The sequence below is a fragment of the Rhodococcus sp. H-CA8f genome (assembly GCF_002501585.1).
Taxonomy (GTDB): domain Bacteria; phylum Actinomycetota; class Actinomycetes; order Mycobacteriales; family Mycobacteriaceae; genus Rhodococcus_F; species Rhodococcus_F erythropolis.
On record NZ_CP023720.1, the window covers coordinates 3,836,359 to 3,856,936 of the forward strand.

The 20,578-nt window shown below is 62.4% G+C and carries 20 protein-coding genes and 1 tRNA gene; 8 read left to right on the plus strand and 13 right to left on the minus strand.

Annotation, left to right across the window (positions count from 1 at the left end):
- Positions 1-103: 103 nt before the first annotated feature.
- Positions 104-703: a TetR/AcrR family transcriptional regulator gene (locus tag CPI83_RS17840; protein WP_019747883.1), complete on the plus strand. Its 600-nt coding sequence runs from the start codon at positions 104-106 to the stop codon at positions 701-703.
- Positions 704-738: 35 nt separating this feature from the next.
- Positions 739-1,518, plus strand: a complete 780-nt coding sequence (locus CPI83_RS17845) for an META domain-containing protein (protein ID WP_069145928.1) — start codon at positions 739-741, stop codon at positions 1,516-1,518.
- A 19-nt stretch (positions 1,519-1,537) separates the two neighbouring features.
- Here CPI83_RS17845 and CPI83_RS17850 read toward each other — a convergent pair whose 3' ends face one another.
- Complete coding sequence (locus CPI83_RS17850; RefSeq protein ID WP_069146074.1) at positions 1,538-2,092, minus strand: nucleosidase; 555 nt, start codon at positions 2,090-2,092, stop codon at positions 1,538-1,540.
- A 68-nt stretch (positions 2,093-2,160) separates the two neighbouring features.
- Between CPI83_RS17850 and nadE the strand changes: the two genes are divergently transcribed.
- On the plus strand, positions 2,161-2,985 hold the full coding sequence (gene nadE / locus CPI83_RS17855) for an ammonia-dependent NAD(+) synthetase (RefSeq protein WP_042951470.1): 825 nt from the start codon (positions 2,161-2,163) through the stop codon (positions 2,983-2,985).
- 13 nt (positions 2,986-2,998) lie between these two features.
- Here the strand turns inward: nadE and CPI83_RS17860 are convergent, their stop codons facing one another.
- The 3 genes from CPI83_RS17860 to moaA all read right to left on the minus strand — a co-directional run bounded on the left by CPI83_RS17860 (position 2,999) and on the right by moaA (position 5,377).
- Positions 2,999-3,754, minus strand: a complete 756-nt coding sequence (locus CPI83_RS17860; RefSeq protein WP_020969281.1) for a hypothetical protein — start codon at positions 3,752-3,754, stop codon at positions 2,999-3,001.
- A gap of 314 nt (positions 3,755-4,068) precedes the next feature.
- Positions 4,069-4,326, minus strand: coding sequence for a MoaD/ThiS family protein (locus CPI83_RS17865; protein ID WP_003944706.1), 258 nt, complete (start codon positions 4,324-4,326; stop codon positions 4,069-4,071).
- Positions 4,319-5,377: a GTP 3',8-cyclase MoaA gene (gene moaA, locus CPI83_RS17870; protein ID WP_020969279.1), complete on the minus strand. Its 1,059-nt coding sequence runs from the start codon at positions 5,375-5,377 to the stop codon at positions 4,319-4,321. The genes CPI83_RS17865 and moaA overlap by 8 nt, the downstream gene beginning before the upstream one ends.
- A 111-nt stretch (positions 5,378-5,488) precedes the next feature.
- On the opposite strand from moaA, the gene glp reads away from it, so the two are divergent.
- The 4 genes from glp (at position 5,489) to CPI83_RS17890 (ending at position 9,780) form a co-directional block, all read left to right on the plus strand.
- Positions 5,489-6,691 carry a gephyrin-like molybdotransferase Glp gene (gene glp, locus CPI83_RS17875; RefSeq protein ID WP_019747877.1) on the plus strand — a complete coding sequence of 401 codons (1,203 nt, stop codon included), beginning with the start codon at positions 5,489-5,491 and terminating at the stop codon, positions 6,689-6,691.
- A gap of 28 nt (positions 6,692-6,719) precedes the next feature.
- The gene (gene moaCB, locus CPI83_RS17880) at positions 6,720-7,706 is read left to right on the plus strand and encodes a bifunctional molybdenum cofactor biosynthesis protein MoaC/MoaB (RefSeq protein WP_046378366.1); all 987 of its coding nucleotides are present in this window, start codon (positions 6,720-6,722) and stop codon (positions 7,704-7,706) included.
- On the plus strand, positions 7,699-8,112 hold the full coding sequence (locus CPI83_RS17885; RefSeq protein WP_007731311.1) for a molybdenum cofactor biosynthesis protein MoaE: 414 nt from the start codon (positions 7,699-7,701) through the stop codon (positions 8,110-8,112). Before moaCB ends, CPI83_RS17885 begins: the two co-directional genes overlap by 8 nt.
- Positions 8,113-8,340: 228 nt before the next feature.
- On the plus strand, positions 8,341-9,780 hold the full coding sequence (locus CPI83_RS17890; protein WP_097387517.1) for a DEAD/DEAH box helicase: 1,440 nt from the start codon (positions 8,341-8,343) through the stop codon (positions 9,778-9,780).
- Between the two features lie 15 nt (positions 9,781-9,795).
- Here CPI83_RS17890 and bluB read toward each other — a convergent pair whose 3' ends face one another.
- The 3 genes from bluB to CPI83_RS17905 all read right to left on the minus strand — a co-directional run bounded on the left by bluB (position 9,796) and on the right by CPI83_RS17905 (position 12,158).
- Positions 9,796-10,425, minus strand: coding sequence for a 5,6-dimethylbenzimidazole synthase (gene bluB / locus CPI83_RS17895; RefSeq protein WP_019747874.1), 630 nt, complete (start codon positions 10,423-10,425; stop codon positions 9,796-9,798).
- Entirely contained in the window at positions 10,422-11,474 is a 1,053-nt protein-coding gene (locus CPI83_RS17900; RefSeq protein ID WP_029255081.1) for a GTP-binding protein, read from the minus strand. Before CPI83_RS17900 ends, bluB begins: the two co-directional genes overlap by 4 nt.
- 81 nt (positions 11,475-11,555) lie before the next feature.
- Entirely contained in the window at positions 11,556-12,158 is a 603-nt protein-coding gene (locus CPI83_RS17905; RefSeq protein ID WP_021334361.1) for a lipocalin family protein, read from the minus strand.
- A gap of 178 nt (positions 12,159-12,336) precedes the next feature.
- On the opposite strand from CPI83_RS17905, the gene CPI83_RS17910 reads away from it, so the two are divergent.
- The gene (locus CPI83_RS17910) at positions 12,337-14,871 is read left to right on the plus strand and encodes an AMP-binding protein (protein ID WP_060938645.1); all 2,535 of its coding nucleotides are present in this window, start codon (positions 12,337-12,339) and stop codon (positions 14,869-14,871) included.
- 11 nt (positions 14,872-14,882) lie between these two features.
- Here CPI83_RS17910 and CPI83_RS17915 read toward each other — a convergent pair whose 3' ends face one another.
- The 6 genes from CPI83_RS17915 to pgm form a co-directional block, all read right to left on the minus strand.
- Complete coding sequence (locus CPI83_RS17915) at positions 14,883-15,998, minus strand: FAD-dependent oxidoreductase (protein ID WP_097387518.1); 1,116 nt, start codon at positions 15,996-15,998, stop codon at positions 14,883-14,885.
- Between the two features lie 125 nt (positions 15,999-16,123).
- Positions 16,124-16,196, minus strand: a tRNA-Ala gene (locus CPI83_RS17920).
- Positions 16,197-16,341: 145 nt separating this feature from the next.
- Positions 16,342-17,085: a DsbA family protein gene (locus CPI83_RS17925; protein WP_007731305.1), complete on the minus strand. Its 744-nt coding sequence runs from the start codon at positions 17,083-17,085 to the stop codon at positions 16,342-16,344.
- Positions 17,086-17,127: 42 nt separating this feature from the next.
- Positions 17,128-17,616: a MauE/DoxX family redox-associated membrane protein gene (locus CPI83_RS17930; RefSeq protein ID WP_019747868.1), complete on the minus strand. Its 489-nt coding sequence runs from the start codon at positions 17,614-17,616 to the stop codon at positions 17,128-17,130.
- Between the two features lie 25 nt (positions 17,617-17,641).
- A complete protein-coding gene (locus CPI83_RS17935; protein ID WP_097387519.1) occupies positions 17,642-18,895 on the minus strand; it encodes an MFS transporter in 1,254 nt (417 codons plus the stop codon).
- Positions 18,896-18,937: 42 nt separating this feature from the next.
- The gene (gene pgm / locus CPI83_RS17940; RefSeq protein ID WP_021334357.1) at positions 18,938-20,575 is read right to left on the minus strand and encodes a phosphoglucomutase (alpha-D-glucose-1,6-bisphosphate-dependent); all 1,638 of its coding nucleotides are present in this window, start codon (positions 20,573-20,575) and stop codon (positions 18,938-18,940) included.
- Positions 20,576-20,578 lie beyond the last annotated feature (3 nt).

Consider the following 20,578-nt stretch of genomic DNA (forward strand, 5'->3'; position numbering starts at 1 on the left):
GAGATTCCTTCGAGAGTGGTGCGGTTGGTGGCTCCGGTTGAAAGTTATATCAACTAAACGGACCGCGGTCCACTTACATTCCCCGGCCCTGTAACCTGATCCCGTGAGCGCAATCCCCCTCCCCCAGATCGGCGCCGTACCCGTCGAGCGCGGTGACGCAGCACGTAACCGCGTACTTCTGCTCGACGCCGCAGCCCTCCTCGTCGCCGAGCGAGGTGTCGACGCGGTCACGATGGATGCCGTTGCGTGCCGGGCCGGTGTGGGCAAGGGCACAGTTTTTCGGCGCTTCGGCAATCGATCGGGACTGATGCAGGCACTGCTCGATCACACCGAGCGAGAACTGCAGCAGGCATTCATGTTCGGCCCCCCACCGTTGGGTCCGGGCGCGCCGCCGATCGAGCGCCTCATCGCGTTCGGACGAGCCCGGATCGCCATGGTGGAAGTACAGGGCGAAGTCCTCCGAGCGGCGGAAAACGCTCCTGAATACCGCTTCGGCGGTCCGGCACGAGCACTCGGCATCGCTCACGTCATCGGACTTCTTCGAGGAGCCGGCGTCGAGGGCGACCTCGATCTGCTCGCTTCAGCACTGTTGGCACCGCTCGAAGCGTCACTTGTCCTTCATCAGGTGCGCGATCTCGGGATGACCACCGAGCGCCTGGCCGCCGGCTGGGAAGACCTTGCCCGGCGCGTTACTCGATGTTGACTCCCCAGATCCGTCCCACCACTTAATGTGAGCCCATGCGCATCGCAGCTGCCGTCATCGGCCTCCTGATCATCGCCGCGGTAAGCGGTTGCTCCGCTTCGTCCGACTCCCCCGAGGACAAGACGGACCCCTCCGGCCGCGTCTTCATCTCGACCTCCGTCGACGGAACACAAATTCCCGGCGGCGGCCCGCTGACTCTCGATTTCAGCCAAGCGGGTCGAGTGTCCGCGAGCGCCGGATGCAACACGGCAAACGGCTCGGTCGAGTTCACCGAAGGCAAGCTGACCACCGGCACCATGGCGTCGACCATGATGGGCTGCCCTCCCGGCATCGCCGAATCCGACGCCTGGACAACAACATTGCTGACCTCCGCGCCGACGTGGAGCCTCGACGGCGACACCCTCACCCTGACATCGGACGACGCCACAGTGACTCTGCAGGACAAGAAGATCGTCACGCCGGATCGAGCGCTCCAGGGCACGACGTGGACCGTCACGTCACTCATCGGTCCCGATGCGATCAGTACGAGCCTGGCTCTGGAGACGTCAGCTCCCGAACTCACGATTGCCGCAGACGGTTCTGTCAGCGGAACCACCGGATGCAATCGCATGACCGGAAGCGCCCAGGTATCCGACACCACAGTCACGTTCACGCCGATGGCAACCACGCGAATGGCCTGCCCCGAGGAGAACATGGACATCGAGCGTCAGATCCTGGCGCTACTCGACGGTGAAGTGAGCTACACCGTCGACGCCGACACACTGACCCTGCGCAAGCCCGACAACACCGGATTGATACTGACTGCGCAGGCTTGACCAGACGCTGCAGGCTCGATCAGACGTTGTCGAGCAGCCAGCGCCCCAATTCGCGGGCGCTGGCATCGATCATCGCGGGCCAGTCCAAGGCCGAGTCGTCCGCGTGATCGCTGACATGTTTGACGAGTCGGCAGGTAGCACCCGCAGCCTGCGCGGCGAATGCGATGGCAAACCCCTCCATGTCGACCAGATCGGCTCGCTGAGCGAGAGCGTCCCGGGTCGCAGTGTCGGCGATGAATGCGTCGCCGGTCGCCAACACCGAGTCGTCACCGCCGGCGAGCACCAAACGGTCCGCGACGTCGTGCCCCAGCGCTCGGATCGCGGTGCTGCTGATGTCGTGATTGATGACAACCCCGGGAACATAGAGGCCACCGTAGTGCGCGTGCAGCGCACCGGCGGTCCCGATGTTGACGACCAGCGGCAGATTCTCCCGCTCGTACCGCGCGAGAGCAGAGGCGACTGCTGTTGCAGCACTGACCTTTCCAATCCCCGTGATCAGCAGTTCGTATCCTTGCGGCACGTATGCCGCTTCCGACTTCGTCGCACTGACCACCAGAACGTTGTTCGCACTCATGTGCGCGACCGTACCGCCCCGGATACGGTGGCACTGCACGCGCCTGCTCACATCGCTAGAGTCCATTCATGGCCACACTGCGTGAAAGCATCATCGAAGAACTCGGCACAAAGCCGACAATCGACGCCGCAGCGGAGGTTCGCGCGCGAGTCCAGTTCCTGAAGGACTACGTGCGCTCGACCCCCGCCAAAGGGTTCGTTCTGGGAATCAGCGGCGGTCAGGACAGCACGCTCGCCGGAGCCCTCGCCCAACGCGCGGTCACTGAACTTCGTGAAGAAGGCCACGAGGCCGAGTTCGTCGCCGTTCGACTCCCCTATGGCGCGCAGGCCGACGAATCCGATGCTCAGATCGCACTCGGCTTCATCAAGCCGGACCGCTCTCTCACGGTCAACGTCAAGCCTGGCGCCGACGCCACAGCCCGTGAGGCCTCTGAGGCGTTGGGGAACGGCGAACTACGCGACTTCGTCCGTGGCAACATCAAGGCGCGCGAACGAATGGTCATTCAGTATGCGATTGCCGGTCAGCTCGGCTACCTCGTGATCGGTACCGACCACGCCGCAGAAGCGATTACCGGCTTCTTCACGAAATTCGGTGACGGCGGCGTCGACATCACGCCGCTCACCGGCCTGAGCAAACGTCAGGGCGCTGCGCTACTGCAGGAATTGGGCGCACCCGAGAGCACGTGGCGCAAGGTGCCGACCGCCGACCTCGAGGACGACCGACCCGCGCTGCCCGACGAAGTTGCCCTCGGCGTCACGTACTCACAGATAGACGACTACCTCGAAGGAAAGGACGTTTCCTCCGAGGTAGCCGAAAAGCTCGAGAAGATGTTCGCCAACACTCGTCACAAGCGCACGGTGCCGGTCACACCCCTGGATGACTGGTGGAAGTAACTCTTACCAGCGACTAGCTACCGAACAGGCTGCCGAAGACGTCGCCCAGCGAACCCGTTCCCGAAGCCGGATCCTTCTTCGCGAAGTTGGTGGTGCATCCGTTGAACTGCACCGCATCGACCAGCGTCGAGGTGGCAGCGGAACCGGTCCCGACACTGACGCCGTAGTGGTCGACTACCGCTTTCGGGTTCGCGGCGACGATGTCAGCCAAAGGCACTGACACGCGGTCCTTGGCGCCGTCGATGTTCTGAGTGCTCCACCACACGCCCTTCTGGAGATCCGCGTGAACGCCGCCGTCAGCCGTCGGCGTCGCGTCCGGTCCCGGGACCCACACCAGGGTGGTGAATCCGTTCTCGAACTTTCCGCCGGTGGTTCCGGTGAGGCGGAGCTGGAACGCCGCAGTCGGCGTGGCGGCGCGCTCGGCGAAACCGATCGCCTTGCTGACTGCGTCGGACAGCTTGATACCGCCGGCCGAATGGTAGGAAACCGAACGATCGCCGGTACCGTCGACGGCCAGCTTCAGTGAACCGTCCTTGTCGAGAACGTTGTCGGCCGAGTACGACGCGGTCTGATCCTTCTCGTCGGTGAACGGGATGCCCCACCCGTTCGGCGTCGCTTCGGTGGACAGGGTCGAGCACGAGGCTTCCGGCGCAGAAGAGCCGAGAGAACCGGTGGACGGAAGCGCAGTAGCAATTGCCGGAGCGGTGAGTGCAGCTGCCCCGAGGAGCGCTACGACGACTCCGACACGGCGCGTGGAATTAATCGACATTGAAATACCTTTCACATATCCCGAGTGGAATTGCGCCAAAATTAACACATGTCGAAAATTACCAACAGCGAAGGTATTTCTTTTGTCATCCAAACAGATGACAATTCACCTGGGCAATTAGAAGTGCATTTACTCCCCCAAAAGTAGGAGAAACTAAACAAAACGACCAATGCTGGACAATTGACCAACAATGGAGAAAACGGAGATAGATGCCACTTGAGCTGGAGTGATCAAGATATAAATATTTGGACCGGGAAACCGAAAAAGGACAATACGACGGCAGCCCACAAATAGCTACGCCGGCAATTCTCGGACTAGCCTCCAGCGAAAGGCGGAAGAATATCGACAGCGCTACCGGAGGCTCGAGAGACGTCGCGGGTCAACTCGTCACCGACGAGGAAAGCCGAGACCGACAGCACTCGCTCCATCTCCGGTCCGTATCGCCCGACCAAGACCGCCACCAACTCGGCAAGTGTGTTGTCGGGCGAAATGGCGACTACCTCGCTACGGCAACCGGATACATCCGCTGCAGCAGCAAAGTAACGAACCGAGATCGAATGCGGATCAGCCACCAATCGCTCCCATACTTCTTTCCGGCGGAACGAAGTCCGCGGCGTCGATGCCGTGCCCTGCCCACTTGTTCCACATCGCACCGCGCCACAAATCCGCAAGTTCGTCGTCACTTGCTCCGGCCCTGAGCGCGGCACGCAGATCAACTTCACGGTCACTGAACAAACATGACCGAATTGTCCCCTCTGCAGTCATTCGCGTCCGATCGCAATCACTGCAGAACGAGCGCGTCACCGAAGCGATGATCCCCACCGTCATTTCAGTCCCGTTGACACGCCATTCTTCAGCAGGAGCCGACGGGTCTTCGCGACCGATTGCGGCCAATTCGAAACGGTCACTCAATACCGACAGCAATTCAGCCGCAGTCACCATGTTCTCGCGCGCCCAAGCATGGTCTGCATCGAGAGGCATTTGTTCGATGAACCGCAATTCGACTCCGGCGTCGAGGCACCACTGTAAAAGGTCCGCCGCGCCATGGAGCGTTTCGCGCATGAGAACGGCATTTACCTTGAGCGGCGCAAGGCCAGCCACCGCGGCCGCTCGGATTCCCGCGAGAACCGAAGGCAACCTGTCTCGACGCGTCAATTCCGCGAAGTGCGCGCGATCAACCGAATCCAGGGAAACATTGACGCGGGTCAAACCAGCTGCAGCCAGCTTTGCGGCACGATGTTCGAGCCCAACGGCGTTGGTGGTCATGGCAAGTGGAATTCCTGGCACGCGCGCGGCGCACCCCGCGATGATCTTTTCGAGGTCACTACGCATCAGCGGTTCGCCGCCGGTGAATCTCACCTCGCGAATACCGACTCGTTCGACACCGATTCCGACTACTCGAACGATCTCGTCGGCACTCAGAAGGTCTTCCGCAGCAATGGCCGGCAAGCCTTCCTCCGGCATGCAATACGTGCAACGAAGTGAACACTTCTCGGTGATCGAGACTCGCAGATCTCTGGCAACACGCCCGAACCTGTCGACCAGGAGATCCGTCTCGGGACGACCGGCGAGGGAGGCAGCGTCAAACCGCACGGTGGGAATTCCCATCGAGACCACTGTCATCACTTCACCAACTTCCGTATTGCTCCAGTATGACCGAAAGCCGTACTCCGTGTGTCGGACGGACCACACCGCCTAGGATCAAAACATGTCGAGGTTGTCGAGGTTACTGTCATGAGCGCGCGTTCGGTCGAGGAACACGCTGCGCACATCTCCGGATTGCTCACCGGCCTGCACACCCTCTCTCCGTCGGCGGTTCCGACGGCAGAAGCGTTGGGGCGCATAACTTGCTCGGATATCGCATCGCCGGTGGACCTGCCCCTCTTCCGCAACTCACAGATGGACGGATATGCGGTCGATGCTGCTTCTGTGGCCTCGGTTCCGACCACACTGACGGTTCGAGGCGTGATCGCCGCTGGAAGCGGAAAACCACCGAAACACCTTCCAGGATCGGCATTTCGCATCATGACCGGTGCGCCGCTCCCCGAGGGTGCCGACGCCGTCGTTCCCGTCGAGGACACCACGGGCGTCACCGAACACGTGGTCACCATCGAACGGGGCAGGTCTGTAGGCGAATTCGTTCGCGAACGTGGCAGTGACATCACTGCCGGAATGCTACTGGTCACGGCCGGAACACACTTGGAACCTCGCCATATCGCCGCGCTGAGTGCTGTGGGCCTGGCCTCGCTCGACACGTACACGAAGCCACGGGTCGCGATAATTACGACGGGCGCCGAACTGAAAAGTGCCGGAACAACTCTCGAACCCGGCGAGATCTACGATTCCAACGGCCCAGCTTTGGCAACATTGGCCGAAGCCAACGGCGCCGATGTCGTCTCCGTCGCCCGAAGCAGCGACGACCCCGCCGAGTTCCGCGAATTACTCTCGTACGCAACCTCGGTCGCCGATCTGGTTTTCACCTCCGGTGGGGTGTCCATGGGCGACTTCGAGGTGGTGAAGGAAACTCTCACCCCTCTGGGTGCACACTTCGGCCACGTCGCAATGCAACCTGGTGGCCCGCAAGGCACTGCAGTCGTGAACGAAGTGCCGGTCCTGAGTTTCCCGGGCAACCCGGTCAGCACGATGGTCTCGTTCGAGGTCTTCGCCCGCGGCGAACTGCGCCGGGCCGCGGGTCTGCCCGAGATCCCGCGCGAACGGCTGCCACTTACTGCACCGCTGCGTTCGGTGGATGGCAAGCGCCAGTTCCTGCGCGCGCGTAGAACTGCGGACGGTATCGAACTCGTGGCCGGACCCGGCTCGCACCTCGTTGCAGCAATGGCGTGGGCCGACGTCCTGATCGACGTCCCCGCTGCCGTGACCGAACTCGGAGCGGGCGATCTCGTCGATGTCCTCCCGCTCTCGACTTCCTCGATTTGATTCACTCGATCTGATTCAAAGGACACTCATGACCGAATTGACACACGTCGACAGCGAAGGCCGAGCGCGCATGGTCGACGTCAGCGCCAAGGCCGAGACGACGCGCATCGCCGTCGCTGCCGGTGAACTCGTCACGACCGCCGAGGTAGTTCGCCTCGTCCGCGCCGACGGCATGCCCAAGGCCGATGTCCTCACCACCGCGCGCATTGCCGGAATCGCCGGTTCAAAAAAGACGTCCGAGCTGATCCCGTTGTGTCATCAGCTCGCGCTTTCGTCGGTCAAGGTGGAATTCGGGTTCACCGAAACCTCGATCACCGTCGAAGCGACGGCAAAGACTCGCGGACAGACCGGCGTCGAGATGGAAGCACTCACCGCCGTCGCGGTAGCCGGCCTGACCTTGCACGACATGGTCAAAGCGGTCGATCCCGGAGCCACTATGAACGGTGTTCGCCTGCTCACCAAAGACGGTGGTAAACACGGACATTGGACCCGCGACACTCAGAACTCACAGACATCTCCGGCGCACGCCTTCGCCTCGCCACGATCCGCAACCGTCCTCGTCGCTTCGACCGGTGGCGCGAACGGAACCAGACCCGACACCACCGGACCGACGATCGCAGCCTGGCTACGCGAGCGGGACTTCGAGGTGCGTGGACCGCTTGTGTACGCCGACGCAGACATCGCGGCAGGCATCGCTGACGCCAAGGAGGGCTCCCCGTCGCTTGTCATCAGCACCGGCGGCACCGGTGCTTCCCCCACGGATGCAACGCCGGAAGCTACCCGGGCAGTCTTGACCCGTGAGTTGCCCGGGGTCGCAGAAGCGATCCGAACCAAGGGCCTCGAGAAGACCCCGCACGCGTCACTGAGCCGTGGTGTGGCAGGTCTCACAGGTACGACGGTCATCGTCAATCTTCCGGGTTCTCCCGGTGGAGTGAAGGACGGTCTCGCCGTCCTCGAACCCATCATCGATCACCTGCTCGCGCAGGTCGCAGGCGGAGGAGCACACGATGAGTGAGCTACTGGCTCGGATCTCCGAGCAACCGATTCACGCAGACACCGTCGACGCCGCCGTTGCCGGTCCGAAGAACGGCGCTGTTGTGGTGTTCACGGGAACGGTGCGCAATCACGATGGAGGTCAAGCAGTTTCAGCGTTGGAGTACCAAGCGCATCCGGATGCCGAACGCTTCCTCCAGACGTGCTGCCAAGAGGTTGCAGCCTCGACCGGCCTGCCGGTTGCTGCGATCCATCGCGTCGGTCACCTCGAGATCGGTGACCTCGCACTGGTCGCCGCCGTCGCCGCCCCGCATCGAGCGGAGGCGTTCGCCGCGTGCGCCGAACTGGTGGAGCGCATCAAGCACGAGGTACCGATCTGGAAGCGGCAACACTTCGCGAACGGCGTCTCCGAATGGGTCGGGTTGTAGGTCGAACGCTCCGAGAAGGTAGAGTTGCGATCACTAGGTGCCTGAAATCGGGCATCCAGCGTCGTAGAACGCAAATTTTCTTGCTGAGTGCTCAATGCACCCGCTCTTCTTACGGCGAAGAAGCCTGCCGACCGGCAGCGCCGCCACCACTGTGCTTGATTGTTCGACCGGTTAATTCCCGTGTCGGCATCCGGGCACGAACACGTGCCCGAAAGGCTCTGAACACACTTGTCTGACATCTCTACGCCCGCTACCACCTTCGCAGCCCTCGGTGTGCGCGCACCGCTGGTGAAACCTCTCGAAGACGGCGGAATCACTTCTCCGTTCCCGATCCAGATCGACACCCTCCCCGACACTCTTTCGGGGCGCGACGTACTGGGCCGCGGAAAGACCGGAAGCGGCAAGACCCTCGCGTTCTCCATCCCCATGGTCTCCCGCCTCGCCGGCGAACTGTCCGGAGGCAAGCGTCGTCCGGGTCGACCGCTCGGCCTGGTGCTCGCACCGACGCGTGAGCTCGCCACCCAGATCACCGCAACCCTTGAACCGTTGGCCGCCGCATACGACTTGCGCGTGACCACGATCTTCGGCGGCGTCTCGCAGCACCGCCAGGTTCAGGCCCTCAAGGCCGGGGTCGACATCGTCGTCGCCTGCCCCGGCCGCCTCGAAGACCTCATGAAGCAGAAATTCGTCAGCCTCGACGCCGTCGAGATCACCGTGCTCGACGAGGCAGACCACATGGCCGACCTCGGCTTCCTGCCCGTCGTCACCCGCATCCTCTCGTCCACCCCGCAGGACGGGCAGCGCCTTCTGTTCTCGGCAACGCTGGACAACGGCGTCGACAAGCTCGTCAAGCGTTTCCTCAAGAACGAGGTCATGCATTCGGTCGACGAGGCCAACTCCCCCGTCGCCGCGATGACGCACCACGTGTTCGACGTCGACGGCGTCGAAGCCAAGAAGGCTCTGGTCGAGAAGCTCGCTTCCGGTACCGGTCGTCGCATCCTGTTCATGCGCACCAAGCACCAGGCACGCAAGTTGGCTCGCCAGCTCACCGAGTCGGGCATCCCGTCAGTGGACCTGCACGGCAACCTCTCTCAGGCCGCTCGCGACCGTAACCTGGCGGCATTCTCCGCCGGTGAAGCGCGCGTCCTCGTCGCCACCGACGTCGCAGCGCGCGGCGTCCACGTCGACGACGTCGAGTTGGTCGTCCATGTCGATCCGCCGGCCGAGCACAAGGCGTACCTGCACCGCAGTGGTCGCACCGCTCGCGCAGGCAGCGCCGGCGACGTGGTCACCGTGGTTCTGCCCGAGCAGCGTAAGGATCTCGCGATCCTCATGCGTAAGGCAGCCATCAAGGTGACCCCGGTTCGTTCGACTGCCAACTCCGAGCACGTCGTCAAGTTGGTCGGCGACATCGCACCGCACGTCACGCCGGCTCCGAAGGCTCCGGCCCAGCCGAACGGTGGACGCGGACAGCGTCCCGCCGGCCAGGGTGGACGCGGCGGCGCAGCACGTTCGGGTCAGGCTCGCTCCGGACAGGGCGGTCAGTCACGCGGTGCTCGCACCGGCGGAGTTGCCCGTCAGGAACATGCAGGCGGCGGCGCTCGCCGTCCCCGCACCGGCGGCGGCGCTCGCACCGCAGGCTCCACCGGGGGCCGTCCCGCGCGCTAGGCCACCCGGTACAACTCAATAGGTTTCGTAGTGGACAGCGTCGGCCAATGGCCGGCGCTGTCGCCATCCGAAGCGCTCGAGATCCGGAACCTGTTGAAACTCAGTCACCTTCCCGACGCACAGCCACGCAATGGGGCGTACGGGCGACGGAATGCCCATGAGTTCGGTGAGGTACTTCTCGTCGTAGAACGAAACCCAGCCGATGCCGATCTCCTCGGCCACTGCGGCGAGCCACAAATTCTGAATGGCGAGTACCGCCGAGAACAGTCCGGTGTCGTCGACGGTATGACGGCCGAGGATGTTCGGGCCACCGCGTGACGGGTCGTAAGTGACGACGATGCCGGTACCGCTCTCGGCGATTCCCTCGATCTTGATGGGGTCGAACGTCGATCGGCGATCCTCGGGCAAAGACTGTGCGAACTTCAGCCGGGCATCGGCGACGTGTGCCGCGAAGGTATTGAGCGTCTCCGGATTACGAACGACGACAAAATCCCACGGTTGCGTGTTTCCCACGCTCGGCGCGCGATGGGCGGCGTCGAGAATGCGCATCAGAGTTTCGTCGGGGATGACCTCTCCCGAGAACTCGGCGCGAACGTCTCGCCGTCGCCGAATCGCTTCGTACACGGATACATCTGATTCACTCACGCCCCGACGGTATAGCGGTGCAATCCCAGCATGGCGTCGGGGTGCGGTTCGACCGTTTCCTCGCGCACGCAGGCGCGGAGTGCGCTGCCGACCACTCCCGAATCCATCCCGGTACCGATCACAACCAGTTGCGTGGTTCGAGGTTCGCCCGACTTCCACCGCAGCGGCGTGATCCGAACATGATCACCCACCGATTGGATCTCGAATTTTCCTGTGTAACCCGGAATCTCGAAGTTCACGAATCCTTTGATGCGGTACACCCCCGGCGGTTGATTCTCGAGGAAATGCGTCAGAGCCCTGGCATCGAGTGGCATCTCCGACGTGAAATCAACCGATTCGTAGCGGTGGTGCAGGTGATCGTGGTGACACGAGCCGTCCTCGTGATCGTCGTCGTGCCCCTCGCGCAGGAGCTCGTCGAGGCTCAGTTGATCGCCCGGAGCGGGAGGGGTCACCTCACCGGAATCGAACAGCAGAGCAGGGTCTATCCGTGAATGCGCCGTCTCCACTATCGGCGCTCGCGGATTCAACTCGCGAATTCCGGCCGTGAATCTCTCACGCTCGGAGACCGGAACGCTGTCGATCTTGTTGACTACCACCAGGTCTGCCAGGCGGACATGTTGATCGAGCTCGGGATGTTCGCGGCGAACGGTGGAGAAATTGGCTCCGTCGACCAGGACCACCAGGCCGCCGTAGACGACAGACGGGTTCTCACTTCCGAGGACGAGTCGAATCATGTTCCGCGGCTCAGCAAGCCCGCTCGCCTCGATGACGATGACGTCGATCCCGGATTGCCGGTGCGCCAACTTGTTCAGCATCTCGTCCATGTCCGAGACGTCGACAGCGCAGCACAAACAGCCGTTACTGAGAGAGACCATCGAATCGACCTGACCGGCGACCATCATCGAGTCGATGTTGACGGAGCCGAAGTCGTTGACGATCACGCCGATGCGTACACCGTCGTTGTTGCGCAGAAGATGGTTGAGCAGCGTCGTCTTTCCCGAACCGAGAAAGCCTGCGACGACTATTACGGGAATCTGCTTCTTCGCCACCACGCAACCTTCCGAAACCACACGTACCGATCAGTGATCGTAGTGGAGTGTGGCTCCGGAAGGTTCACGCTGACAGCAGACTCACACCGTGCAGAGCGGACGGATGTCCGACGTGCCCTCGGTGGTCGGTGACGTCAAGATCGTGCACGCGTTGTATCCACGGGATTCGGCGACCCGACGGATCTCACTCCAGCCGGCCGCGTCGACAATCGGGGACCGTGAGAGCACGAACCCGGAAAGCCTGAGTGGATCGCCCACCAGTGCCCACGAATAATCGTCGGCGATATACGTGACGATGTAGTTGGGCGGACCGTCCAAACTCTCCTGCGAGGGCACCCCGGGGAAGCTCACATGCAACTGGGCACCCGTTGCTGGATCGGTAACTCGGGCATTCCCGACGATCTCGTTGGCTTGGCCGGTCCACGTCGTACACGTGTTCTTCACGCTCACGTTCGACGAATCGACGATCCCGTAACTCGCCCGGGTGTCCTTCGCGCACGCGAGGTTGAAGGGCTGAGGAATCGCCGCCACCTGGTTCCATTCCCCTACGTAGCGCGCGGCGTCCAGGTTCGCCACCGGCTGCAGAGGTTCCCAGAGTGGGCTCGCCTGCGCGGTTCCCGAAAACAGCGTCGCTGCGGCGCACACTCCCGCAATCGCAATCGCACTTCGCCCCGACCACTTCATGTCATTGCTCCTCGTCTGTACAACGCTCGATCGGCATTGGTTCCTCAAGGTATTCGGAGCTGACGGACTGGAGGATGGGGACGTATGTAAAACTACTTTCGGTTTGTTATGGACCTACTTCACAAACCTTATGTAGTCTTTGCTCAAAGATAGCTGAAAGTCGGACGGAGCTACTGTGATGAAGGTTGTCGACTTAGGTCTCGAGCGCACTCGCTATGCAGTCATCGACGAGACGATCGAGTCGAGGTGGCGCCGAGTCACCTCGATGCAGCACGACAGCGTTGCCGTCGTGACTCCACGCGACCGGATCACTTTCGCCGAACTCGAACTCCGGACCGATGCATTGGTCCGCGAACTTCGCCTGCGTGGGTCACACGGGGCTCGCCCGGTTGCGGTCGATCTCGAACCAACCGCCGAGTCGGTGCCCGCCATCCTCGCTACTCTGATTTCCGGTCGGCCCTTGGTCATGATCGACCCACAACTCCCCGAGGCCCGGCGAGCGCACATCATGAGCGCCTCGGGCGCCGTCGCGCTGCAGTCGATCCTCGACGAATCGGCCGCAACCGGCTTCCGTTTCGACAACGCGCTGGAACCATCGAGTTCCGACCCTGCCATGATCGCGTTCACATCAGGGACCAGTGGAGCGCCCAAGGGAGTCGTGTTGAGCCACTCCATGTGCCTGAACAAAGCCGACGAACTTGCCGCAGCAATCGACCTGCGCCCCGATGATCACATCGGAAACCTGTTGCCCGTCAGTTTCGGAGCCGGAATCACGGCCCTGATCATGGGACTGATGAACGGCGTCACGGTCTTCTGCTGGGATCCACGCGTAGACGGAGTTTCGGGAATCGACGACTGGCTGATCGAGAATTCGATCACGACCGCGCACTGCGCGCCGTCATTCCTGCGGGCATGGTCAAGCCTCGAATCCGATGAAGCACCGGATAATTCGCTCGGATCGCTGCGGGTCGTCGTGACGTACGGGGAAGCAGTGCACGGCGAGGACTACGCGCGCCATCGCAGTCACGGCTTCGCTCGCGTCACGTACGTCAACTGGCTGGCCACCACCGAGACCGGTGTCGTCGCGTACAACGCGTTCCCACCACATTCCGAACTACCCGTCGGAGTGGTTCCGGCCGGACGTGCTCGCGACGGCAAGGATGTACAGATCGTCGATGTGAACGGCGTGCCTCTCCCCGACGGAGAGATCGGCGAGATACAGGTTGTCTCGAGCGATCTTGCCGATGGATACCACGGTGACCCGGATCGCACTGCGGCACGATTCACGCGCCTCGGCGACGGAGTGAGCATCTACCGGACCGGTGACCGGGGCCGTATCGACGAACGCGGCGAACTACAACTGCGGGGACGCGTCGACGACGCCGTCAAGATTCGGGGCTATTTGGTAGAGCCGATGGAAGTCGAGGCGCATATTCGTCGAATTCCCGGCGTCTCCGATGTTTTCGTGGCTGTCGTCCTCGAGAACGATCGACCGGAGATTGTCGCCTACGTGGTCCTGACCAAAGCCGTGATGGCACGGTCGGGCGCCGAGATGCGGCGCGAATTGGCGACATATCTGCCGGCCTGGATGCTCCCCCGACATTTTGTTCTGATGCCAGCGTTGCCGCGCAACGAAAGAGGAAAGGTCGATCGAACAGCGCTGCCCTCCGTCGAGGTGCGGTCCACTCCACCGACTCTCGCCGGGCCCGCCGAATTGTGGTTGTCCTCGATCTGGGAGTCGATTCTCGGTATCGACTCCATCGACCGTGATGACGACTTCTTCGAACTCGGTGGCGATTCGCTTGCTTCAACCGAAGTGGTGGCAAAGATTCACGACATGTTCCGGATCCGGATCACGGCGGCGGAGTTCGCGGCCGCCAGCACCGTCAAAGACCTTGCAGCGCTGGTGGATCGGTGCAGAATCGATCCCGATGATCGTGTCTGTCACAACACGATGGTTCCGCTGAAGCTCGAAGGGTCCGGGCGACCGCTGTTCATCATGAACGGAGCGGGGTGCCCATCGACGACGCTGTCCACCTTGTCGAAAGCGCTTCACACCGATCGGCCGGTTTACGCACTTCAGCCACATGGCTTCGAATCTCGCGGACTACCCGACCGGTCAGTGAAAGCAAGCGCCCGCCGTTTCATATTCGAAATCAAGAAGATTCAGCCCACCGGGCCATACCTCCTCGCCGGTTACTCGTACGGCGGCTACGTGGCGCTGGAGATGGCGTCACAGCTGTCCGAGTCCGGTGACACTGTCGAGCACGTCACCGTTCTCGACACCAGAATCTCCACGGAGACTGCCACACGACTGGCCGGTCGAGCGGGCATCAGTTTGGATCCGTCGATCGTCGACCTCGCACCACAACCATCCACCAATACCCGGTGGAAGCCGACCAGGCGCACCGTCGCGGCGATGTGGATCCGCACGCTCTTCGCCGGCATTCTGCAGTACCCACCGGCCACCCAGTGGACGGTGTTCCTCTACATCGGCGGCCAGGCGCTCCGGAAGCATCGGATGCGAACGTGCGCCGCGCCTGTCACGGTGATCCGTGGAGCCACCAACAACCGTGGACGTGAGATCTGGTCACTCATCGCCACAGGCTCCCTCGATTTCGACGACGTCGACGCGTGTCACGAAGACGTCGTCCGTCAACCGTACGTCCGCAAGACTGCGGCGATCATCGACCGAATCTGCGATCGAGCGTGACCAACTGCGGCTCATGTCCAGCTGTAGAAGAGAGAGCGGCGCGGAGTGACAGCCCATTCGGTCGTCGACGAACAGACCCTTTCCTTGACGAATCCACCCGCCCTGCCCGCAATGACCACTCCCGTTGACTCGTCGACACGAGTGGTCCGCTGGAACACACCTCGCCGCCTCCCGAGACTGATGCACCGGCCTGCGAACTTCGGAGTCACCGGGCGCGGCGCGGAACCTTCGAGTCGATGCAGGATCGTTTCGGCCGCATGGACTCCCAAGGGGATCGCGGCCTGACAACTCATCCTCAGTGAAAGAGCACCGACTGCGACCGCATCACCCGCACCAAAGATGTTGGGGTGGGACGAGCATTCCAGTCGATCGTCGACCTTCAGACGACCGAGATCGTCGACCGGGAGGCCACTTCGGCGCGCCAGCTCGGGGACACCGAATTCTGTCGCGAGAATCGTGCAATCGGCCTCAACCCGTACACCTCCCGCTAGCTCGCAGGACGAACCGTCGATCCGAGTCACCCGGGATTCGGTGACAATATCAACCCCAAGGTCGGTCAATGTTCTGAGAATTGCCGATCGAGCATGCTCTGACAGGTCCGGGGCCAAGATTCCTCCGGTCACCAAAGTGATTCGGCTGCTTCGCTGCTCAGCCAATTCTGCGGCAGTCTCGATTCCGGTGAGACCGCCGCCGACAACGCAGACCGCAGCCTTCTCGTCGAGAGTCGCCAGCCTGGACGAGAGGCGGACCGCGTCCTCGAATTCGGCGACGCCGAACCCGTGCTCGTCCGCCCCGGCGATCGTGCTGGGTAACTGCCTACTTCCGACTGCGTAGACCAAGTAGTCGTAGTCGAGCACGATGCCGTTGTCGAGCGTAAGCCTGCTGACCGCGGCGTCGATGTCCGTCACCGTTCCGAATACTCGGTGTGCCGTACGCGGTAATGCGCTGTCGAACGAGACCGTCGCGTCGTAGCCAGCTGCGATCATCTGATGGAGCCTGATTCTTTGCACGAAGTGTGGGCGCGGATTCACGACGCTCACCGTGATGTCCGACCGAGTTCGCAGCAGTCGCTTCGCTGCCATGACGCCCGCATATCCTGCCCCGATTATCGCCACGTGTGCACTCATGGTTCTCCGTTCCGCCGACGGTCCCCATGCCGAGAATGCACGGGATGATCAAGCCTCACCGCGGACAGTATTGCGCACGAAACAACAAATGCTCTGCACCGATTGGTGCAGAGCATTTGTTCGGGTGGAGCTAAGGGGACTCGAACCCCTGACCCCCACACTGCCAGTGTGGTGCGCTACCAGCTGCGCCATAGCCCCGTATTCAATTAACTCTAACAGTCGAACTCGCAGCGGCTTTTCTGCTTTCCGCTTGCTGGAAGAAAGTTACACCACTTGACTCCTGGGCAACAAATCGCCTGGTCAGAGCGAAGCGGCCGCTCCTCGTCCGAGCGGCCGCTTCAGCTCAGGAGGAGAGCTTGGAAACCCAGTCGCTGCTGCCCGTGTCAACGATCTTGCCGTTCGCCACTACCGTGGGCGTCCCGTTCGACCCGACATCCTTGAGCGCCTGGCTGGCGGCTGCGGCATTAGCCGCGGCGGCTTCGACGTTGGTGCCGGAAGAGATGCAGGTTGCCACGTCCTCGGATGCGCCCGCATCACGAGCGATCTGGGCGAGGTCGTCGTTGGTGTGATCGCTGCTGCCGCCCTCGGCAGGCTGCGTGTCGGTCGCGAAAAGCTTGTTGTGGAATGCGGAGTACGCGATCGCGTCACCACCCTGAGCGACGCAGAGCAGAGCGGCGCCGGCCCGTGTGGAGTAGTCACCGCTGCCCGACGCCCGGTTGAGGAAGTTCAGCATGTGGTACCGCACGGCGACGTCACCGTTGTCGACGGCGGCCGCGAGAGCCTGGCCACTGAGGTGCTCGAGAGCAGCGCAGGCCGGGCACAGCGGATCCTCGAAGAGATCAATGGTCGTCGCGGCGGAGGGCTTGCCGAGCAGCACCACTCCGTTGTCCTGCACCGTGACGGCAACTTCGGAACTCTGCACGGAGCCGTAGCCGTCGTTCTGGGGCTTGTTCTTGCTGTTCGTCCACAAGACACCGCCGATGACGAGGGCCGCGATCACGAGCACCGCGAGGCCACCGATGATGTAGGTGGAGCGGCTCGAGACCGGTTCCGGCGAGTATTTGTTCTTGCTGCTCTTGGTGCTCACGCTGATGCAGTCCTTCGTGCGTCGAAACGATTTACCGATTGCTTACCTTGCCACTGAAGACTGAGTATCCACTGAGAACGCCGCGCGTGATCCGGGCCCCAATGCGAGCGGCGAACGCGGGAACACGAGCAGCCAGACGGCAAGTGCCAAGAAGCCGAGGTCCCGGAGAATCTCCTTCAGATAGTCCCAAGCGCCGACGTCGGCTGCACCTCCGCCGCCGAAACATCCGCAGTCGATGGACAATCCCCTGGCCCACACCGAAATGATCACCGCAATGAGAACCGTGAGGATGACCACCGAGACCGCAGCGGATACGCGCACCGCCAGCCCGACGAGGATCAGCAGGCCCAGCACTATTTCGACCAGGGGAAGAGCCGTCGCCACCGGACCTACCAGCGACTCGGGCAACAGTTGATAGGCGCGCACCGCGATCTTCGTCTGCACGGGATCAAAGAACTTGAGTCCCCCGGAAATCAGCCAAACGGCCGCCAAACCCAATCGGGCCACAAGACTCACGATGCGAATTGCCACCCGATCGAGAGTACAGAATGCCCGGTCAGTCCAGGTTTATCCGCGCAGGAGTATCCGTTAGCACCGTCACATCAGTCAGATCTTCGACGACGGATTCGACGGGCTTCGTTCGCGACGGAACGAACAACCAACCCGTCGCCGACACGACGACTACGGCTCCCATCACCGCGAAGGCCGCCGAGTACGACACATGCTGGGCGATCAGCCCGGCACAAATCGGCGCCACTACCCCACCGATGTCGGACATCATCTGGAATACCGCCAGAACGGGTCCGCCTCGGGCCGTCGATCCGACAACATCGGCAACCGCGGCCTGCTGGGCCGGACTCATGAGCCCGGAGCCGACACCAGTCACTGCGGCGATGGCGAAGAACACCACAAGGTTGTCGGTGAATCCCATTGCGATGGTTCCCAGACCGCAGATGAGCAGACCGCTCACGACAAAGGGCTTGCGTCCGAAGCGGTCCGAGAGCCGTCCGGACACGATCAACACCAACGCGTTTCCGACGGCAAAGATCGTGAGAGCGTAGGCCGCTATCGACGGGTCTCGGTCGAGGAACTCCACGACGAACAGAGGGACCATGGCAACGCGAACTCCGAAGATCACCCCGCCGAAGGCGAGGTTCGATCCGAGCGCTGCCCGGTACACCGGCGACTGGAGCCCTTCTGTGAGAGTCATCGACTTCACATCGACAGCCTTGTCCGGTGACGCCAGGTGAGATCCACGCAGGCTCACGAAGACAACGAGCGCGGCGATCACCAGCGCAACTGCGTAGATGATGAACGGCATCCGCAGACCGAACTGCAACAGCGCACCGCCGACCAGCGGGCCGCCGATCGATCCCATGAGAAAGCTTGTCGCGTACAGCCCCGAGACGCGGCCGCGACTGTCCGGCGGTGACATGCGAATGATCAGCCCGAGAGCCGACACCGTAAACATGGTCGACCCGATACCGCCCAACGACCGGAACAGCAGAAGTTGCCAGTACTCCCCCGCGAAAGCGCACGCACCGGTCGAGACCGCGACGATCAAAAGGCCGACGATGTAGACCGGACGCTCACCGAGCTTCTGTACCAAAGTGCCGCTCATCGGCGCGAACACCAATCGCATGAATGCGAAAGACGAGATCACGATCGTGGCGGCGGTGACCGATACGTCGAAGCTGCGCGCGAACTGCGGTAGAGCCGGAGCGACCAACCCGAACCCGAGGGCGATGACGAAGCTGGCGGCGACCAGTACCCAAATTTCCTGTGGCAGCTTGGCTGCACGAGTTTTCATGTCGCCCGGAATTCTAGCCGGGCGACACGAGCGGTCCGCGAGCTAGTTCGCCTTCAAGACGCCGGACACCAAGTCCTTGGCCGCTGCCTGAACCTGAGCCAGATGATCGGCGCCCTTCATCGACTCGGCATAAATCTTGTACACGTCCTCCGTGCCGGACGGCCTCGCTGCAAACCACGCGTTCTCTGTCGTCACCTTGAGACCACCGATCGCCGCGCCGTTTCCGGGCGCCGCGGTCAGTGTCGCCGTGATCGGTTCACCCGCCAGTTCGGTCGCACTCACCTGATCGGGAGACAGTTTCGCCAAGACTGCCTTCTGTGCGCGTGTCGCGGGCGCATCGATCCGCGCGTACGCCGGGCTCCCGAACTTCTCGGCCAACGCGTCGTAATGCGCTGACGGAGACTTTCCCGTCACCGCGGTGATTTCCGACGCGAGCAACGCAAGGATGATGCCGTCCTTGTCCGTCGTCCAGACGGAACCGTCGTGGCGGAGGAAGGATGCACCGGCGCTTTCCTCGCCGCCGAATCCCACCGACCCGTCGAGCAGACCGGGAACGAACCACTTGAAACCGACTGGAACCTCGAGCAATTCGCGGCCCACACTGCTGACCACGCGGTCGATCATCGAGGAACTCACGAGTGTCTTGCCCACCTTGGTGTCTGCGCGCCACCCTGGCCGGTTCGCGAAGAGATACTCGATGGCAACGGCGAGATAGTGATTCGGGTTCATCAAACCGCCGTCGGGTGTGACGATGCCATGGCGGTCGGAGTCTGCATCGTTTCCGGTCGCGATGTCGTAGCGATCCCGAATTCCGATCAGCGACGCCATCGCGTCGGGCGACGAGCAGTCCATGCGGATCTTGCCGTCAGTGTCGAGCGTCATGAATCGCCAGGTCGGATCGACGAGCGGATTCACCACTTCGAGGTCGAGTCGATGAGTTTCGGCAATCGCGCCCCAGTAGTCGACGCTTGCCCCGCCGAGGGGATCTGCACCGATCCTGATTCCGGCATCGCGGATTGCATCGAGGTTGAGGACGGAGGGGAGGTCTTCGACGTAGTACCGGAGGAAGTCGTAGCGTTCGACGCGGTCCAGCGCCTGCGCCGCCGTGACACGCCGTACCCCGGAAAGCCCCTTGCGTAGTAGCTCGTTCGCTCGATCGGCGATAACCGACGTCGCATCCGTATCCGCGGGTCCGCCGTGTGGCGGGTTGTATTTGAAGCCGCCGTCACGCGGCGGATTGTGTGAAGGCGTCACGACGATGCCGTCGGCCTTTGCCTCCGGTCCCGTCGAGTTGTACCGCAAGATCGCGTGACTGACCGCCGGGGTGGGCGTGTAGGCATCACGTGAATCGACGAGGACGACGACGTCGTTGGCGACCAGAACCTCCAAGGCCGACAGCCAGGCAGGCTCCGAGAGCGCATGTGTATCGCGGCCGATGAACAGTGGTCCGTCGATGCCCTGCGAAGCGCGGTACTCGACGATCGCCTGGGTTGTCGCCAGGATGTGAGCTTCGTTGAACGCCGCGTCGAGACTGGAACCGCGATGTCCTGAAGTGCCGAAAAGTACCTGCTGCATCGGGTTCTCGGGATCCGGGGTGCGCGTGTAATACGCGGTGACCAGATGAGGAACGTCGATCAGATCCTCTGGCAGAGCCACTTGTCCTGCTCGTTCGTGCGCCACGAA

Excerpts from the sequence above, each read along its gene's own strand:
- CPI83_RS17845 (WP_069145928.1), top strand. The coding sequence starts at position 739 with ATGCGCATCGCAGCTGCCGTCATCGGCCTCCTGATCATCGCCGCGGTA.
- CPI83_RS17850 (WP_069146074.1), bottom strand. The coding sequence starts at position 2,092 with ATGAGTGCGAACAACGTTCTGGTGGTCAGTGCGACGAAGTCGGAAGCG.
- nadE (WP_042951470.1), top strand. The coding sequence starts at position 2,161 with ATGGCCACACTGCGTGAAAGCATCATCGAAGAACTCGGCACAAAGCCG.
- CPI83_RS17860 (WP_020969281.1), bottom strand. The coding sequence starts at position 3,754 with ATGTCGATTAATTCCACGCGCCGTGTCGGAGTCGTCGTAGCGCTCCTC.
- moaA (WP_020969279.1), bottom strand. The coding sequence starts at position 5,377 with ATGACAGTGGTCTCGATGGGAATTCCCACCGTGCGGTTTGACGCTGCC.
- glp (WP_019747877.1), top strand. The coding sequence starts at position 5,489 with ATGAGCGCGCGTTCGGTCGAGGAACACGCTGCGCACATCTCCGGATTG.
- moaCB (WP_046378366.1), top strand. The coding sequence starts at position 6,720 with ATGACCGAATTGACACACGTCGACAGCGAAGGCCGAGCGCGCATGGTC.
- CPI83_RS17885 (WP_007731311.1), top strand. The coding sequence starts at position 7,699 with ATGAGTGAGCTACTGGCTCGGATCTCCGAGCAACCGATTCACGCAGAC.
- CPI83_RS17905 (WP_021334361.1), bottom strand. The coding sequence starts at position 12,158 with ATGAAGTGGTCGGGGCGAAGTGCGATTGCGATTGCGGGAGTGTGCGCC.
- CPI83_RS17910 (WP_060938645.1), top strand. The coding sequence starts at position 12,337 with ATGAAGGTTGTCGACTTAGGTCTCGAGCGCACTCGCTATGCAGTCATC.
- CPI83_RS17915 (WP_097387518.1), bottom strand. The coding sequence starts at position 15,998 with ATGAGTGCACACGTGGCGATAATCGGGGCAGGATATGCGGGCGTCATG.
- CPI83_RS17935 (WP_097387519.1), bottom strand. The coding sequence starts at position 18,895 with ATGAAAACTCGTGCAGCCAAGCTGCCACAGGAAATTTGGGTACTGGTC.